The 17,093-nt window shown below is 73.9% G+C and carries 14 protein-coding genes; 3 read left to right on the top strand and 11 right to left on the bottom strand.

Annotation, left to right across the window (positions count from 1 at the left end; translation table 11 throughout):
* Positions 1-18: 18 nt before the first annotated feature.
* From ACQP6G_RS05880 to ACQP6G_RS05870, 3 genes are all read right to left on the bottom strand, one after another.
* Positions 19-2,115 carry an iron ABC transporter permease gene (locus ACQP6G_RS05880; RefSeq protein WP_429763310.1) on the bottom strand — a complete coding sequence of 699 codons (2,097 nt, stop codon included), beginning with the start codon at positions 2,113-2,115 and terminating at the stop codon, positions 19-21.
* Between the two features lie 20 nt (positions 2,116-2,135).
* Positions 2,136-3,122: an ABC transporter substrate-binding protein gene (locus ACQP6G_RS05875; RefSeq protein WP_429763309.1), complete on the bottom strand. Its 987-nt coding sequence runs from the start codon at positions 3,120-3,122 to the stop codon at positions 2,136-2,138.
* 99 nt (positions 3,123-3,221) lie between these two features.
* Positions 3,222-4,028, bottom strand: a complete 807-nt coding sequence (locus tag ACQP6G_RS05870; RefSeq protein WP_429763783.1) for an ABC transporter ATP-binding protein — start codon at positions 4,026-4,028, stop codon at positions 3,222-3,224.
* Positions 4,029-4,255: 227 nt separating this feature from the next.
* On the opposite strand from ACQP6G_RS05870, the gene ACQP6G_RS05865 reads away from it, so the two are divergent.
* Positions 4,256-6,208: a protein O-GlcNAcase gene (locus ACQP6G_RS05865; protein WP_429763308.1), complete on the top strand. Its 1,953-nt coding sequence runs from the start codon at positions 4,256-4,258 to the stop codon at positions 6,206-6,208.
* Between the two features lie 73 nt (positions 6,209-6,281).
* Here ACQP6G_RS05865 and ACQP6G_RS05860 read toward each other — a convergent pair whose 3' ends face one another.
* Positions 6,282-7,133 carry a TrmH family RNA methyltransferase gene (locus ACQP6G_RS05860; protein ID WP_429763307.1) on the bottom strand — a complete coding sequence of 284 codons (852 nt, stop codon included), beginning with the start codon at positions 7,131-7,133 and terminating at the stop codon, positions 6,282-6,284.
* A gap of 52 nt (positions 7,134-7,185) precedes the next feature.
* Entirely contained in the window at positions 7,186-8,205 is a 1,020-nt protein-coding gene (locus ACQP6G_RS05855; RefSeq protein WP_429763306.1) for an AraC family transcriptional regulator, read from the bottom strand.
* A gap of 135 nt (positions 8,206-8,340) precedes the next feature.
* Here ACQP6G_RS05855 and ACQP6G_RS05850 point away from each other — a divergent pair, with 135 nt between their 5' ends.
* Together ACQP6G_RS05850 and ACQP6G_RS05845 are read left to right on the top strand one after the other, a co-directional pair.
* Positions 8,341-9,042, top strand: coding sequence for an NAD(P)-dependent oxidoreductase (locus tag ACQP6G_RS05850; RefSeq protein ID WP_429763305.1), 702 nt, complete (start codon positions 8,341-8,343; stop codon positions 9,040-9,042).
* Between the two features lie 34 nt (positions 9,043-9,076).
* Positions 9,077-9,610, top strand: a complete 534-nt coding sequence (locus ACQP6G_RS05845) for a GNAT family N-acetyltransferase (RefSeq protein WP_429763304.1) — start codon at positions 9,077-9,079, stop codon at positions 9,608-9,610.
* Positions 9,611-9,642: 32 nt separating this feature from the next.
* Here the strand turns inward: ACQP6G_RS05845 and ACQP6G_RS05840 are convergent, their stop codons facing one another.
* The 6 genes from ACQP6G_RS05840 to ACQP6G_RS05815 all read right to left on the bottom strand — a co-directional run bounded on the left by ACQP6G_RS05840 (position 9,643) and on the right by ACQP6G_RS05815 (position 17,012).
* Positions 9,643-11,667: an ABC transporter ATP-binding protein gene (locus tag ACQP6G_RS05840; protein ID WP_429763303.1), complete on the bottom strand. Its 2,025-nt coding sequence runs from the start codon at positions 11,665-11,667 to the stop codon at positions 9,643-9,645.
* Entirely contained in the window at positions 11,664-13,415 is a 1,752-nt protein-coding gene (locus ACQP6G_RS05835; protein ID WP_429763302.1) for an ABC transporter ATP-binding protein, read from the bottom strand. Before ACQP6G_RS05835 ends, ACQP6G_RS05840 begins: the two co-directional genes overlap by 4 nt.
* The gene (locus ACQP6G_RS05830) at positions 13,415-14,185 is read right to left on the bottom strand and encodes a TetR/AcrR family transcriptional regulator (RefSeq protein WP_429763301.1); all 771 of its coding nucleotides are present in this window, start codon (positions 14,183-14,185) and stop codon (positions 13,415-13,417) included. Before ACQP6G_RS05830 ends, ACQP6G_RS05835 begins: the two co-directional genes overlap by 1 nt.
* Positions 14,186-14,327: 142 nt before the next feature.
* Positions 14,328-15,515, bottom strand: coding sequence for an SPFH domain-containing protein (locus ACQP6G_RS05825; protein ID WP_429763300.1), 1,188 nt, complete (start codon positions 15,513-15,515; stop codon positions 14,328-14,330).
* A 94-nt stretch (positions 15,516-15,609) separates the two neighbouring features.
* Positions 15,610-16,089 (bottom strand): NfeD family protein, encoded by a 480-nt coding sequence (locus ACQP6G_RS05820; protein WP_429763299.1) that lies wholly within the window; start codon positions 16,087-16,089, stop codon positions 15,610-15,612.
* A 125-nt stretch (positions 16,090-16,214) separates the two neighbouring features.
* On the bottom strand, positions 16,215-17,012 hold the full coding sequence (locus tag ACQP6G_RS05815) for an ABC transporter ATP-binding protein (protein ID WP_429763298.1): 798 nt from the start codon (positions 17,010-17,012) through the stop codon (positions 16,215-16,217).
* Positions 17,013-17,093: the final 81 nt, after the last annotated feature.

Here is a 17,093-nt window from a genome sequence, read left to right as displayed (position 1 = left end):
CTCGAAAGGCGGCGAGAGTCAGGCGGTCGCGCGTCCCCGCGACCGCCAGAGCAGGTAGACGAAGTACGGCGCCCCCAGCAGCGCCGTCCCGAGGCCCGCGGGGATCTGCCCGGGGGCGATGACGACGCGGCCGAGCGTGTCCGCCGCGGACACCAGCACGGCGCCGACGAGGATCGCCACGGGCAGCACCCGCGCGTGCCGGGCCCCGACCAGCGCGCGGGCGGCGTGCGGGGCGACGAGCCCGACGAAGCCGATGACGCCCACGGCGCACACGGCGGCGGCCGTGGTCAGCGCGGCGGCCCCGAGCAGCACCAGCCGCGAGCGGTCGACCGGGAGCCCGAGGACGCGGGGGGTGTCCTCGTCGAGCGACAGCACGTCGAGCTCGCGGCGGTAGGTCGCCGCGAGCGGCACCATGACGAGCAGGGCGAGGGCGACGGGCAGGAGCTGCTCCAGGCTGCGCCCGTACGTCGAGCCCGACAGCCACGTGAGCGCGAGGTTGACGTCCCACGGCGCGATGACGAGGACGACGAGCGTGATGAGCGCCGTCGTGCCCGCCTGGGCGCCGATGCCGACGAGGACCAGGCGTTCGGAGCCGAGCCCGCCGCGCGACGACAGCACGTACACGAGGGCGAACACGCCGAGCGCGCACGCGCCCGCGGCCGCCGACATCGGCCAGATGCCGACCCCGGGCACGAGCAGGATCATCAGCACCGCGCCGAGGCCCGCGCCCGACGTGACGCCGAGCAGGCTCGGCTCGGCGAGCGGGTTGCGGCACACGGCCTGCACGATCGTCCCGGCGAGCGCCAGCGCCGCCCCCGCGAGCACGGCGGCGAGCACGCGCGGCACGCGCTGGTCGAGCACGAAGCTCACCTGGCGCCCCGCAGCGCCCTGCACCCAGTTCGAGACGTCGCCGAGCAGCACGATCCGGTCCCCGAGCAGCAGGCCCGCGACCACGGCCGCGACCAGGGCGACGGAGAGGACGACCAGGACGGTGACGACCCACGCTCGTGAGCGGGGCCGCCCCAGCGCCCCTCGGGCGCCCCGTGCCCCCGCCCCGGCGTCGCGCAGCCGCCCGGCCATCCACACGAGGATGCCTGCGCCGAGCACGCTGGTCACGACGCCGGTCGGCACCACGACCGAGGCCTGACCGGGCAGGATCGCGCGCAGCAGCACGTCCGCGCCGAGCACCACGACGACGCCGACGAGGGCCGCGAACGGCAGGAGCAGCACGTGCCGGCCGAGGCCGGGCACCCTGCGACCCACGAGCCGGGCGATGACGGGCGCGGCGAGTCCGACGAAGCCGATCGGGCCGGCCACCGTCACGGCGATCGCGGCGAGCAGGACGGCCGCCAGGACGGCGAGCACCCGCGTGCGGCGCACGTCGATACCGAGGACGCGCGCGGCGTCGTCCCCGAGACCGAGGAGGTCGAGCCGGCGGGCCAGCAGGAGCGCGCCGAGCACCCCGGCGGCCACCACCGGCGCCGCGAGGCTCACCGTCCGCGTGCCCGACTGCACGATGCTGCCGCTCCCCCACGCGAACAGGCCGGTCGTCTCCTGCTCGAAGAGCACGAGCAGCACCATCGTCAGCGAGTGCAGCGCGAGCATGATGGCCGAGCCGGCGAGGACCAGCCGGGTGGGGCCGTCGGCGCCGCCGCGCGCGAGCGCGAGCACGAGCGCCGCGGCCGCCAGGCCGCCCACGAACGCGATGCCGCCCTGCAGATAGAACGGCACCGACAGGCCGAGCGCGGCCGCCGCGACCACCGTGACGTACGCGCCGGCGTTGACCGCCAGGGTGTCCGGCGAGGCCAGCGGGTTGCGCGCCACCGACTGCAGCACCGCCCCCGCGACGCCGAGGGCCACGCCCACGAGCAGGCCCGCCAGCAGGCGCGGCAGCCGGGAGGAGACGAGCACGGCGACCGTGCCGTCGTGGTCGGCGCCGACGAGCGCGCGCAGCACGTCGAGCGCGCCGACGTCCGCCGTGCCCTGGGTGAGGTGCACCGCGGCCAGGACGAGAACGGCCAGCAGCGCGACGGCGAACGCCGCCACGACACGGACGGGCGCCGCCCGCCGCCCCGGCACGGTGGCGGGGGCGGCGGACAGCGGGGAGACGGTCACGGACACGTGCTGCGGGCGGGTCAGGCGAGCGCGTCGACGAGCGCGTCGATGTACGCCGCGCCCGACAGCGGGCCGCCGAACATCCAGATGCCGTCGGGGATGCGGTGCACGTCGCCCCCCGTGACGAACGGCAGCTGCTCCCACACCTTGTTGCCCTTCAGCCCGTCGGCGAACGGGTCCGCCTCGGAGTCGTTGGCGGCGTAGACGAACTTCACGTCGCCGAGCTTCGTCAGGCCCTCGACGTCGGTCTGCGCGAGCCCGTAGTCGGGGTCGCCGCCCTCGGTCCACGCGTCCTTGAGGCCGACGGCCTCGCCCAGCGCGCCGAAGAAGGATCCGGGCGTGTACATGCGCACGGAGACTGTGCCGTTGGCGATCCACCCGTCGGCCATCGTGAACTCGGCGCCGCCGAGCCCGGCCTCCTCGAGGGCGGCCTTGCCCTCGGCGACCTTGGCGTCGAAGTCGTCGAGCGCGGCCGCGGCGGCGTCCTGCTTCCCCGTGACCTCACCGAGGGTGGTCACGGTCTCCCTCATGTACCCGAGCGGGTCGGTGCCGTCGGAGCCGCGCAGCGTCAGGACCGGCGCGACCTCCTCGATCTGGGCGATGACGTTCTCGGGGAGGTCGGTGGTGGTGACCACCAGGTCCGGCTCGAGCGCCGAGATCGCGTCGAGGCTGGGCTCGCCGCGCGTGCCGACGTCGGGCGTGCCCTCGTCGATCGGCGCGACCGTGTCCCACGTGTTGTAGCCGGCCACGTCGGCCTGGCCCGCGGGCTCGACACCGAGCGCGACGAGGTTCTCCGTGAGGCCCCACTCGAGCGAGACGACGTCGGCCGCAGGGGCGTCGAGGGTGTGCTCGCCGCGCTCGTCGGTGTACGTGACGGGACCGGTCGCGGCCGACGGCTCGGCGGCGGCCTCGGCCGCCGGGTCCTCGGTGGTGCCGCACGCGGTGAGGGCGAGCGCGGCCACGGCGGCGGCGGTTCCGGCCAGCAGCGAACGGGTGGGGATGCGCATGGGTGTCTCGGTGTCCTTCGGGTCGGTGCGCCACGGGTGCGGGCGCGACGGTGCCGGGCGGGGCGCCGGCGGGGTGTGGGTCTGGTGGCGAGGGGGAGGTCAGGCGCCGCGCGCGGCGTGCCTGCCGACCGCCTCGCAGCGGGTGCGGCCGGTGTCCGGGTGGGTCGTGACGTCGACGCGGATGCCGTAGACCTCGGTGAGGAGCTCGCTGGTGAGCACCTCTCCCGCCGGGCCGGAGGCCCGCACCTGGCCGCGGTGCAGCACCACGACGTGGTCCGCGACGGCGGCAGCCTGGTTGAGGTCGTGCAGGACGACGCCCACGGCGACGCCGTGCTCGGTGGCGAGGTCGCGCACCAGGTCGAGCAGCTCCACCTGGTAGCGAAGGTCGAGGTAGGTGGTGGGCTCGTCGAGCAGCAGCACGCCGGTGTCCTGCGCGAGGCAGGTCGCGAGCCACACCCGCTGCAGCTCGCCGCCGGAGAGCTCGTCCACGCCGCGCTCGGCCATCTCGGCGACGCCGGTGACGTCCATGGCGTGCGCGATCGCCCGGGGGCCGTCCGCGTCCGCGGACCGGAAGCGTCCGCGGTACGGGTGCCGGCCGTAGGCGACGACGTCGCGGACGGTCACGCCGCTCGGCGTCGGGTGGCTCTGCGACAGCAGCGTGACCCGCCGCGCGAAGTCCTTGGGGTGCAGGGCGAGCGCGTCGGTGTCGCCGTCACGGTCGCCGTCGGCGAGCGTGACGCTGCCCGCGTCGGGGCGGTGCAGCCGCGCGAGCGAGCGCAGCAGGGTCGACTTGCCCGAGCCGTTGGGGCCGAGCAGCGCCGTCACGGCGCCCGGCCGCAGCTCGATCTCCGCGTCGTCGACGACGATGCGGCGGTCGTAGGACAGCCGCAGCCCGCGCCCGGCCATCGCGGCGGCGGGACGGGACTCGACCACGGGGGGCGCCGTGGGCGCCAGGGTCTGACTCACGTAGGTGAGGCTAACCTTCACCCCAGGGTTTCGTCATCCCCCTGTTTCGTAATTCCATGTGGCGCGGGTCACCGACGAGCCCCCTGACGACGACCCCGTCCTCCTGTTGACAGGAGCATCGACCTTCGCCAGGGTGGTCAAACTGGTCTAGACCAATGGAGGTTCTCATGACCACCGTCAGACGACGACTCGCCGCCGGCACGCTCACGGCCACGATGCTCCTCGCCGCCGGCGTGACGACGACCGCGTCCGCGTCGCCCCCCACCCGGGACGACCTTCCCACCGTCAGCCCCGCACCGCAGGAGATATGGCGTTCCGACGACGACCTCCGCCTCCCCCGGTCGGTGGACGTCGTGGTCGACGCCGACACCGACGACGAGGCGCGCGACGCGCTCACCCGCACGCTGCAGGAGCACGGGGTGCGCACCGTCGTCCGCGGCCCCGACAGCCGGCGTCCGGGCGGCGCGGGGGTCCGCGTCCTCCTCGGCGACGCGTCGCGCACCGACGTCCGGGCCGCCCTGGGCCGCGTCACGGTGCCCGACCACGACGAGGCGTACGCGGTGCAGGTCGACGCGCACAGGGGCCGCGGCACCGTCGTGCTCGCCGGGGCCGACGCGACCGGGCAGTTCTATGCCGTCAAGACCCTCGGGCAGCTCCTGGTCGACGGTCGGCGGGGTACGGCGCTCGCCGGCGCCACGGTCCGCGACTTCCCCGCCATGCCGTTGCGCGGCACCATCGAGGGCTTCTACGGCGAGCCGTGGACGCACGCCGAGCGGCTGGACCAGCTGGCCTTCTACGGCGACGTCAAGGCCAACACCTACGTCTACGCCCCGAAGGACGACCCGTACCACCGCGAGAAGTGGCGCGAGGACTACCCGGCCGACAAGCTCGCCGAGCTCGCCGAGCTGGCCGAGGCCGCGACGACGAACCACGTGCGCTTCACGTTCGCGCTCTCCCCGGGCAACAGCGTCTGCTACTCGAGCGACGAGGACATGGCGGCCCTCGAGCGGAAGTTCCAGGCGTTGTACGACGTCGGCGTCCGGGCCTTCAGCGTCCCGCTCGACGACATCGACTACTCGCGCTGGGCCTGCGACTCCGACCAGGAGGCCTACGGCGACCCGTCGCCGGGGAACGCCGGGAAGGCGCAGGCAGACTTCCTCACCCGCGTGCAGCAGGGCTGGATCGAGACCCACGACGGCGCCCGGCCGCTCCAGACGGTACCGACGGAGTACTACAACACCACCGAGTCGCCGTACAAGGCCGCGCTGCGGTCGATGGACGAGGACGTCGTCGTCATGTGGACGGGCAACGACGTCGTGCCCCAGTCGATCTCGGTGGACCAGGCGATCGAGGCCGACACCGTCTTCGGCGGCCCGACCTTCCTGTGGGACAACTACCCGGTCAACGACTACGGCCAGACCAGCGGGCGGCTCCTGCTGGCGCCGTACGACAAGCGCGAGCCGGGGCTGTCGGACCACCTGGCCGGCATCGTCTCGAACCCGATGAACCAGGCCGCGGCGAGCAAGGTCGCCGTCTTCGGTATCGCGGACTTCGCGTGGAACGACCGCGGGTACGACCGTGACCGGAGCTGGCTCGAGGCGATGCGCTACCTGGCCCACGACGACCACGACGCGGTGGAGGCGCTCCTGGCGTTCGGGGACCTCAACCACCTGGCGCCGAGCTTCGGCGACCCGTGGCAGCCGCAGGCCCCCGCCCTCGCGGCGGAGATCGACGACTTCTGGGAGCGCTGGGAGGCCGGCGACCAGGCGCCGGCGATCGCCCGCCTCCGGGACGACGCCCGGACGGTCGCGGGCATCCCCGAGACGCTCCGGCGGTCCGGCGTGGACCCCGCGTTCGTGTCGGACGCCGCGCCCTGGCTGGAGGCGAACGACCTGTGGGGCGACGCGTTCCTGGCCACCCTCGACGCCGCCAGGGCCGACCTGCGCGGCGACGCCGCGCGGCGCGACGCGCTCCTCGCCCGGGCCGACGCCTCGGCCGTGGCGGCCGAGCAGGTGATCGTGGACCCGCCGGACAACCGCTGGGGCGCCGCCCCGGTGAAGCTGGGCGACGGCGTGCTCGACGTCTTCCTCGACGATCTGGCGGCCGAGCTGAAGGGTTGACCGGGTTCGCCGGGGGGCGACGAACGGCGAGGGGGTCGGTGCGGTTGCACCGGCCCCCTCGTCCGTGCCGGGATCAGGCCCGGGTCGCCCAGAACGCCACGGCGGACGCGGCGGCGACGTTGAGCGAGTCCACTCCCCCGGCCATGGGGATGCGCACGACGACGTCGGCCGCGGCCACGGCGCCGCGCGACAGGCCGTCGCCCTCGGTGCCCAGCACCATCGCGAGGCGCTCGGGCGGGTCCGTCACGAGGTCGTCGAGGGACACCGAGTCGTCGGACAGGGCGAGCGCCGCGACGGTGAAGCCGTCGTCCTGCAGCGCGTGCAGGCCGCCAGGCCAGGAGTCCAGCCGTGTCCACGGCACCTGGAACACGGTGCCCATGGACACGCGCACCGAGCGGCGGTACAGCGGGTCGGCGCAGCGCGGCGAGACGAGGACGGCGTCCACGCCCAGGGCCGCCGCGCTGCGGAAGATCGCGCCCACGTTCGTGTGGTCCACGATGTCCTCCAGCACGGCGACGCGGCGCGCGCCCGCGCCCCCGCGGGCCGCGGCGAGGAGGTCGTGCACGGAGGGCAGCACCGGTCGGTGCATCGCCGCGAGCGCCCCGCGGTGCAGGTGGAACCCGGTGATCCGCTGCACCACGTCGTCCGACCCGACGTACACGGGGGCGTCGGGGTGGGCGGCGAGCACGTCGGCCATGGAGTCGAGCCACTTCTCGGCCATGAGGAACGACCGGGGGCGGTGGCCCGCCTCGAGCGCACGCCGGATCACGGACGACGACTCGGCCATGTACAGCCCTTCGGCGGGCTCCCTCGCAGCGCGGAGCTTCACGTCCTTGAGGTCGGTGTAGTCGTGCAGTCGCGGGTCCGCGGGGTCGGTGACGCGGGTGGTGCGGGCGTCGTCGACGCCGGGCTCGGGGATGCTCACCGAGGCATTCTCCCCCGCACCGGCACCCCCACCGGACCGGTGCCGGCCGCCCTCAGCGTGCGAGCACCTCGGCGAGGCTGCGCGCAGGGCCGGTCGAGCGCCACGCGCCCGGCGTGGCGCCGTGCCGCCGCACGAAGGCGCGGTGGAACCCCGGCACCGAGTCGTAGCCGACCTGCCGGGCCACCCGCTCGACGCTCGCGTCCGGCGCGCGGAGCAGCCGCGCGGCGGCGTCCATCCGGCACCCGGCCACGTAGCCCATGGGCGGCTCGCCCACGGTGCGGGCGAACCGTTCGGCGAACGCGGACCTGGACAGCCGCGCGACGGCGGCGAGCGACTCCAGCGTCCACGGGCGCTGGGGCTCCGCGTGCACGGCACGCAGCACGGGCCCGAGCGCAGGGTCGCGCAGCGCGGCGACCCACCCCGACGCCGGCTCCTCCGCCTCGAGCCAGCGCCGCACCACGTGCACCAGGAGCACGTCGGCCAGCCGGGCCGTGACCACGTCCGTGCCCGGCCGCGGGTGGTGCGCCTCGTGGTCGATCGCGGCGACGACGGCGCGCAGCCAGCCGCCGTCCGGCCCGTCGTCCGCGCCCGACCCGCTCGCGGCGTCCGGCGCCCGCAGCACCGGCGGCAGGCTCGCCAGCAGGCGGCCGACACCCGGGTCGGTGAACCCCACCGCCCCGCAGACCAAGGTCGCCGGTCGTCCGCCCCCGTCGATCCGCAGCTGCTCGTACCGGTCGGCGACCACCGTGCGGTCGACGTCCCACAGCCCGGTGGCGGGGTCGTCGGCGGTGCCCGTGATCGCGTGGCCGGCGCCGTGCGGCACCAGCACGAGGTCGCCGGGGCCGAGGTCGTGCCGCCCGCCCTCGACGTCGACGACCGCCCGGCCGTCGAGCAGCAGGTGGAACATGAGGACGCCCGGCAGCGCCGGCATCGCGATGCCCCACGGCTCGGAGAACCGGCCGGTGGAGCAGAAGACGGCGTCCATCTCGAGGGTCCCGAGCACGTCGGCCCAGGGGTCGGCCTGAGGCTTCCCGGCGCCCGGGACGGGCAGCAGGGCGGCAGCGTCGCTCATCCCGCCATCCTGCGACCCTCCGGACGAACGGTCAAGACTCCCGGATGTCACCTCATGGATCGTCCGGCGCCGTGCCGGAAATCTGGAACCAGACGCCGAAGCCGCACGGGGCCCGGCACGACGAGGAGGACTCTCATGGACGTACTGGTGGTCGGAGCGACGCGGGGCAGCGGCCTCGCCATCACCCGCGAGCTCGTGGCCGCGGGGCACCGCGTGACCGCGTTCGGCCGGACGGCGAGCACCGCGTTCGCCGCACCGGTCGCAGGTCCGGACGCGCAGCCGGGGTCCCTGCAGCCCGTCGACGGCGACGCCCTCGACCCCGAGGCGGTCGCCAAGGCGGTCGCCGGGCAGGACGCCGTCGTCGTCACGCTCGGCATCTCGGACAACCCGCTCGCCGTGCAGTGGCTGCGCCGGTCGAGCACCCCTGCGGACGTGCGCTCGCGCGGCACGGCGACCGTGGTCGCGGCCATGCGCGAGACCGGCGTACGCCGCCTGGTCGTGCAGAGCACGTACGGCCTCGGCGGCTCGTGGGCGCACCTCGACCTCACCTGGAAGCTGGTGTTCCGGTTCGTCATCGGCCGCCAGTTCACCGACTCGGGTCGGCAGGAGGAGGTGGTGCGCGCCAGCGGCCTCGACTGGACCCTCGTCCGCCCGGTCTCGCTCACCGACGTCCCGGACGACGCGGCCGACAGCGCCGGCGTCGGGGGCCCCGCCCACGTCACGACCGACGACACGCGGCGCGGGCTCAAGGTGTCCCGCGCGCAGCTCGCGCGGGTGCACGCCGAGGCGCTGGCCGACGTCGCCACCGTCGGCGCCACCCTCAGCGTCTCGGGCTGATCCCGGCGTCGGGGCCCCGTGCGAGGATCGCCTCGTGCCACGCCGAGTGACCACCGCCCCCGCCATCACCGTCCGCCCCCGCGTCGAGGCCGACGTCCCGACGTTGATCGACGTCGTCCGCGAGCAGCAGCCGACCAGCGGTTACCCGCGGGCCTGGCCGCCCGTCGTCGGGGTCCGCGAGTTCCTCGTGCGACCGGACGAGGAGGCCGCGTGGGTCGCCGTCCACGAGGGCCGGGTCGTCGGGCACGTCAGCGTGACGTCGGTGCACGACGACGAGCACGGCGCGATCTGGTCGGCCGGCGCGGGGCGCCCGGTCGACCAGCTCGGGTGCGTCTCGGTGCTCTTCGTCGCGAGCGACGTCCAGGGCATGGGCGCGGGAGGTCGCCTGCTCGACGCCGCGGAGCAGCACCTGCGCGCCCAGGGCCGCACGCCCGTCCTCGACGTCGACGACCGCGACGGCGTCGCGCACGCCGTCTACGTGCACCGGGGCTGGCAGGTCGTGGGCGAGGCCCGCTTCTTCTGGCAGGCCCCCGACTCTCCGCCCGCCCGGCTGCTCGTCCTGCCCTGACCCCTGACGACATCGAGCGTGCCGGGGCGAGGTCAGACCCCGGCGGGACCGGCGACCACGTCCTCCTCGTCCACCACGGGGGCGCTGAACTGCGACTCGTAGAGCCGCGCGTAGGCCCCGCCCGCGGCGAGCAGCGTGTCGTGGTCGCCCTGCTCCACGATCTGCCCGTGCTCCATGACGACGATGGTGTCGGCGTCGCGGATGGTCGACAGGCGGTGCGCGATGACGAACGACGTGCGGTTCGCCCGCAGCGCGTTCATCGCCTGCTGGACGAGCACCTCGGTGCGGGTGTCGACCGAGCTCGTCGCCTCGTCGAGCACGAGGATCTCCGGGTCGGCGAGGAACGCCCGGGCGATGGTCAGCAGCTGCTTCTCGCCCGCCGAGAGCGAGGTCGCCTCGTCGTCGAGCAGCGTCGCGTACCCGTCGGGCAGCGTGCGCACGAACGGGTCCACGTGCGTGGCCCCGGTCGCGGCGAGGAACTCCGCCTCGCCGACCGTGGCGCCGTCGCGCACCCCGTACCGCAGGTTCTCCTCGATGGTGCCCTTGAACAGCCACGTGTCCTGCAGCACCATGCCGATCCGCGAGCGCAGGTCGTCGCGCGTCAGGTCCCGGCTGTCCACGCCGTCGAGCGTGATCCGGCCGGAGTCGACCTCGTAGAACCGCATGAGCAGGTTGACCAGCGTCGTCTTGCCGGCGCCCGTGGGGCCGACGATCGCGATCGTCTGCCCGGGCTCCGCCACGAGGTCGAGATGCTCGATGAGCGGCGTCTCGGGGTCGTAGGAGAACGAGACGTCCTCGAACGCGACCCGGCCCTGCACGTGGTCCAGCCTGCGCGGGTCGGCCGGGTCCGGCTCCTGCTCGGGGGCGTCGAGCAGCTCGAAGACCCGCTCGGCCGACGCGACGCCCGACTGGAGCAGGTTCATCATCGACGCGATCTGGGTGAGCGGCTGCGTGAACTGCCGCGAGTACTGGATGAACGCCTGCACGTCGCCCAGGGACAGCTGCCCCGAGGCCACGCGCAGCCCGCCGATCACGGCCACGATCACGTAGTTGAGGTTGGCGAGGAAGCCCATCGACGGCTGCATCGTGCCGGAGATGAACTGCGACTTCCTGGACGCGTCGTAGAGCGCCTCGTTCTCCGCGCCGAAGGTCCGGGCCGCGGCCTCCTGGCGACCGTAGACCTTGACCAGCGAGTGGCCGGTGAACATCTCCTCGACGTGCGCGTTGAGCCGCCCGGTCGCCGCCCACTGCGCCACGAACTGCGGCTGCGACCGCTTGGCGATCTGCATGGTGAGGATCACCGACAGCGGCACGGTCACCAGCGCGACCAGCGCCAGCACCCACGAGATCCAGAACATCATCCCGAGCACGCCGATCACCGTGAGCACGGAGGTGACGAGCTGCGCGAGCGTCTGGGTCGTCGTCTGCGCGACGTTGTCGATGTCGTTGGTGACGCGCGAGAGGATCTCGCCCTTGGCCTGCTTGTCCACGTAGCTCAGCGGGATGCGGTGCAGCTTGGCCTCGACGTCGTCGCGCAGCCGGCGCATCGTGTTCTGCACGGCGATGGTCATGATCCGCGCCTGCAGCCACCCGAAGAGGAACGCCCCCAGGTAGATGGCGATCACCCACATCAGGATCTCGCCGAGGCGGGTGAAGTCGACGCCCTGGCCCGCCACCACGTTCGGCAGGGAGGAGATCAGGCCGGCCTGTGCGCTGTCCCCGGAGGCGCGCAGCATGGCAGCGGCCTCGTCGCCGGTGGTCCCGGCGGGCACGCCGGCGGCCGCCAGTCCCTTGCCGACGAAGCCCGCGAAGATGACGTTGGTCGCGTCGCCCAGGATCTTCGGCCCCGCCACGGTGAGCGCCACCGAGACGACGCCGCACAGGGTGAGCAGGACGACGCGCGCACGCTCGGGGCGCATCACCCCCGCGAACCGCACGAGCGACCCGCGGAAGTCCATCGCCTTGGCGCCCGGGGCGCCGCCCATCATGCCCATCGGGCCGCCGCCACGGGGGCCGCCACCCGGCCGGGCCGCCGGTGCCTTGCGTTCGGTGCTCATGCCGCCTCCTCGAGGGACATCTGGGAGGTGACGATCTCCTGGTAGGTCTCGTTGTCGGCCAGCAGCTCGGCGTGCGTACCGCGCCCGACGATGCGCCCGTGGTCGAGCACGAGGATCTGGTCGGCGTCGCGGATGGTCGCCACGCGCTGCGCGACGACGAGCACTGTCGCGTCCTGGGTGCGCGGCCGCAGGGCGGCGCGCAGCCGCGCGTCCGTGCTGTAGTCGAGGGCCGAGAACGAGTCGTCGAACAGGTACACGCGCGGACGCCGGACGACGGCGCGCGCGATCGCGAGCCGCTGGCGCTGCCCGCCGGAGAACGTCGTCCCGCCCTGCGCGACCGGCGCCTCGAGCCCCTCGGGGAGCGCCTCGACGAAGTCGCGCGCCTGCGCGATCTCCAGCGCGGCCCACATCTCGTCCTCGGTGGCGTCGGCCTTGCCGTAGCGCAGGTTGTCCGCGACGGTGCCGCTGAACAGGAAGGCCTTCTGAGGCACCAGGCCGAGCTGCGACCCGAGGTCGGCCGTCGCCAGGTCGCGCACGTCCACGCCGTCCAGGAGGACTCGGCCGCCCGTGACGTCGAAGAGCCGCGGCACGAGGTTGAGCAGCGTCGTCTTGCCCGCACCGGTGGAGCCGATGATCGCGGTCACCCGGCCGGGCGACGCGGTGAACGTCAGGTCGTGCAGCACGGGCTCGTCGGCGCCCGGGTACCGGAACTCGACGCCCTCGAACGTCACCTCGCCGCGCGGCCCCTCTCCGTCGGCCAGGGAGGTGAGGGAGACCGGCGCGGCCGGCTCGGTGACCGAGGTCTCGGTGTCGAGGACCTCGGTGATGCGGCCCGCGGCGACCGACGCGCGCGGCACCATCATCACCATCATCGTCGACATCATGACGGCCATGAGGATGTACATGATGTAGCTGAGGAACGCCATGAGCGCCCCCACCTCCATCTGGCCGTTGTCGATGCGCTGCGCGCCGAACCACAGCACGGCGACGCTCGACGCGTTCATGATGAGCATGACCATCGGGAACGCCAGCGCCATGAGCTTGCCGGCGTTCAGCGACGTGTCGTAGAGGGCCTCGTTCGTGGCACCGAACCGCTCCAGCTCGCGGTCCTCGCGGACGAAGGCGCGCACCACGCGCAGGCCGGTGATCTGCTCGCGCAGCACGCCGTTGATGGCGTCGATCCGCTTCTGCATGGCCCGGAAGTACGGCACCATCCGCCACATCAGCAGGCCCATCGCGATGCCCAGCACGGGCACCACCACGAGCAGCAGAGCGGACAGCTCGACGTCCTCCTGCAGCGCCATGATGACGCCGCCGACCAGCATGATCGGCGCCATCACCATGATGGTGAAGGTCATCAGCACGACCATCATCACCTGCTGCACGTCGTTGGTCGTGCGGGTGATGAGCGACGGGGCGCCGAACTGACCGAGCTCGCGGGCGGAGAAGCCCTGCACCGAGTCGAACAGGTCGCGGCGCACGTCACGGCCCAGCGCCGTCGCGGCCCGGGCGCCCAGGAACACCGCGCCGATCGCGCAGGCGACCTGGACGAGGCTCACGACGAGCATCCACCCGCCCACCCGCATGATGTAGGCCGTGTCCCCGGTCGTCACGCCGTTGTCGACGATGTCCGCGTTGAGGGACGGCAGGTAGAGGGAGGCGAGCGTCGCGAGCAGCTGGAGCACCAGCAGCACGCCGACGGCGCCGGCGTACGGGCGCAGATAGGTCCGCGCCAGGGAGACGAGCATCAGGGCTCCTGGGGGTGGGAGGTACGGGGCGTCGCCGTCCCGGGGGGAATCTCGGACACGGTGGTCTTCCGGTCCGCAGTGTTCTGCGCCGCGGTGGCCTCGGGCACGTGTCTTTCTCCTCGATCCTCCGCGATGCCGTGGACGAGCGCATCGGCGACGACCCGGGGCGAGGGTGCCGGCAGCAGGTGGTCGACGCGGGCGTGCGTGCCGGCGATGCTCGCCTCGACCAGGGCCACGGCGACCTCGATCGGCACCCGGAGCCGGTGCTCGTCGGGCTGCAGCACCCCGATCAGGCCGGCGACCGTGGCCTCGCGCTGCTGCTCCCGCTGCTCCATCAGCTGCGCGCGGAAGTCCTGCACGTGCCCGGGCTCGACCTGGTCGCGCGCCCCGGTGCGGTGGTGCAGCGCACGCAGCACACCCATCCAGCGCATGACATCGCTCATCCGGCGGCGGCCGAGCTCGATGACCCGCTCGAGCCGCTCCTCGAGCGGCGCCTCGCGGTCGATCGCCGCCAGCTCCGCGCGCGTCTCGACCGGCCCGGACGCGCGGTGCAGGCCCTCGACCGCCACCGCGCCGATGAGCGTGTACTTGTCCCCGAAGGCGCGGAACAGCGTGCCCTCGGCGACACCGGCGGCGTCCGCGAGCTCGCGGGACGTGACGTCGAGGCCGAATTCGCCGACGAGCGGGAGCACGGCGTCGACGATCGCCGAGCGGCGGTCGTCCGGCGCCATGGGGGCGGCACGACCGGTCGGCGTGGGCGGGGGGCTCATGGGCGACACACTAAATGAGTGAGCACTCACTCCGCAACGCGGTCGTCGCTTCCCCCGACGGCACCGCCCGGAGACGCACGAGGGCCGTCACCCCTCGGGGTGACGGCCCTCGCGACCGCGCCGGCGACGTGCCGGGCTGCTGCTACTGCTGCGGCTCCTCCGGCTCGCCGCCGAGCGACCGCGGCTGCGCGCCGGGCGACGGCGGCGCCGTCGGGCCGTCCGACGGCCGCTGGCCGCGCTCGGCGGACGGGTCGAACGGCGCACCCGACCGGGTGCCCGCGCTCGTGGCGTCCGCCGTGGCGGCCTCGGCCTGGCGCCGAGCCTCCGCGAGCGCCTCGCCCGGGTCCTCCAGGGCCTGCGCGGGGAGCGACGTCGCCCGCGGCCGCGGCTCGGCGGCGCCCTCGTCCTCAGCGGGCGGGGTGGGGATGCCGGGGGTGCCGGGCACGCCGCCGAAGCCCTGGGCGATGGACCCCAGCGCGGCCGTGAACTCGGTCGGCACCACCCACAGCTTCGAGGCCGTGCCGTTCGCGATCTGGGGCAGCATCTGCAGGTACTGGTACGCCAGCAGCTTCGGGTCGGCGTCGCCCTCGTGGATCGCGCCGAACACCTGGAGGATGGCGCGCGCCTCGCCCTCGGCCTGGAGGATCGCCGCCTGGGCGTTGCCCTCGGCCCGCAGGATCTGGGACTGCTTCTCGCCCTCGGCGGTGAGGATCTGCGACTGCTTGACACCCTCGGCGGTGAGGATCGTGGCGCGGCGGTCGCGCTCGGCGCGCATCTGCTGCTCCATCGCGCCCTGCACGCTGGCGGGCGGGTCGATCGACTTGAGCTCGACGCGGTTGACACGCACGCCCCACCGCCCGGTGGCCTCGTCGAGGACGCCGCGCAGCTGGCCGTTGATCTGGTCGCGGCTGGTCAGCGTCTGCTCCAGGTCCATGGACCCGACGACGTTGCGCAGCGTGGTGACCGTGAGCTGCTCGATACCGGTGATGTAGTTCGCGATCTCGTAGACGGCCGACTTCGGGTCGGTGACCTGGAAGTAGATGACCGTGTCGATGCTCACCACCAGGTTGTCGCTGGTGATCACCGGCTGGGGCGGGAACGAGACGACCTGCTCGCGCAGGTCCACCCGTGCTCGCACCTTGTCGATGAACGGGACGAGCCAGTGCAGCCCGGGCTCGAACGTCTTGTTGTAGCGGCCGAGACGCTCGATGACCTGCGCGCTGGCCTGCGGCACGACCTGGACCATCTTGAACAGCGCCACGACCACGAAGATCACGAGCGCGAGAATCACGATCCACAGCACGATGGTGCCGGCGGAGGGGTCGGACACGAGGGTCCCTTTCTGTCGACGTCGATCAGGGCGCCGGCGGACCGGCGGGTGGTGCAGGCTCAGGAGGTGCGCGGGCGGGGCGGTCGAGCGTCGGTCACGCGGTGCGCTCGGGCTGGGTGTGCGAGGACCCGGCGGGCTCGACGACGGCGGTGGCCCCGTCGATCCGCACGACGCGCAGCTCGGCACCCACGGGCACGCGGCCCGTGGAGTCGGGGACACCGTCGTCGACCAGGCGCGCGCTCCAGACCTCGCCCATCAGCTTGACCCGCCCACCGGCCTCGGTGACCTCGGTGATCGCCACGGCGGGGCGCCCGACGTGAGCGGCGGCGTTGGTCTCGACGAGCGGCACCCGCTGCTTGAGATGCTGAAGCAACCACGGGCGCAGGACGAAGAGCAGCAGCAGGGCGACAGCGCACGCGACGACGAACTGCAGCCACACCGGCCCGCCTGCCGCGGCCGTCACCGCACCACCGAGCGCGCCGCCCGCGAGCATGATGAACACGAGGTCGAGCGAGAGCATCTCGATCGCGGCGAGCAGCAGCGCGCCTCCGACCCACCACAGCCAGGAGTCCACGGCCCTCTCCCCTCGTCGTCCCTCGCGGGAGCGTGCGGTGCCGGGAGACCCCTCAGGGGGGCGACGCCCCCGCCACCAGGTTTTGCACAGACTTTACCAAGCCTGAGCCGACGCGGGAAGCCGTCTCAGCGACCGGCGGGTCGCGCCGCGCGGGCCAGCCAACGGCCGCCGCCGTGGGCGACCATGAGGGGCGTGCCGAACGCCTGCGAGAGGTTGTCCGCGGTGAGCACCTCGCGGATCGGGCCCGCGGCCTGGATGCCGCCACGCTTCATGAGCATGAGGTGCGTGAACCCCGGCGGAATCTCCTCGACGTGGTGCGTCACGAGCACCAGGACCGGCGACGCCGGGTCGGCCGCGAGCTCGGCGAGCGCCCCGACGAGCTCCTCGCGGCCCGCGAGGTCCAGGCCCGCCGCGGGCTCGTCGAGCAGCAGGATCTCCGGGTCGGTCATGAGGGCACGGGCGATCTGCACGCGCTTGCGCTCGCCCTCCGAGAGGGTCCCGTAGAAGCGGTCCGCCAGGTCGGCGACGTCGAACGCCGCGAGCAGGTCCTTGGCCCGCTGCTCGTCGAACTCCTCGTACGTCTCCTGCCAGCGGCCGGTCACGCCGTACGCCGCCGTGAGCACGACGTCGCGCACGGTCTCGCTGCCCGGGATCCGGTCGGCGAGGGCGGCGGAGGCGAAGCCGATCCGGGGGCGCAGCTCGAAGACGTCGACGCGGCCCAGCCGCTCGCCCAGGAGCTCGGCCGTGCCGGCCGTGGGGTGCGAGCGCGCGGCGAGGATCTGCAGCATGGTCGTCTTGCCGGCGCCGTTGGGGCCGAGGACGACCCAGCGCTCGCCCTCGTTCACCTGCCAGTCCACGGCGTCGAGGATGGTGGTGGTACCGCGTCGAACGGTGACGCCCTGCAGGTCGAGAACCGCGCTCATGAGGCCCGACCCTACCCGAGCCGCGCGCCGCGACCGGCCCGCGTCCCGGCCTGCGACGACGGCGGCGGGACGTCTACTGTG

Source organism: Isoptericola nanjingensis (assembly GCF_050311635.1).
Classification (GTDB): domain Bacteria; phylum Actinomycetota; class Actinomycetes; order Actinomycetales; family Cellulomonadaceae; genus Isoptericola; species Isoptericola nanjingensis.
Note: the sequence above shows the minus strand (reverse complement) of the source record. Positions and strands in the feature narration are given on the sequence as shown.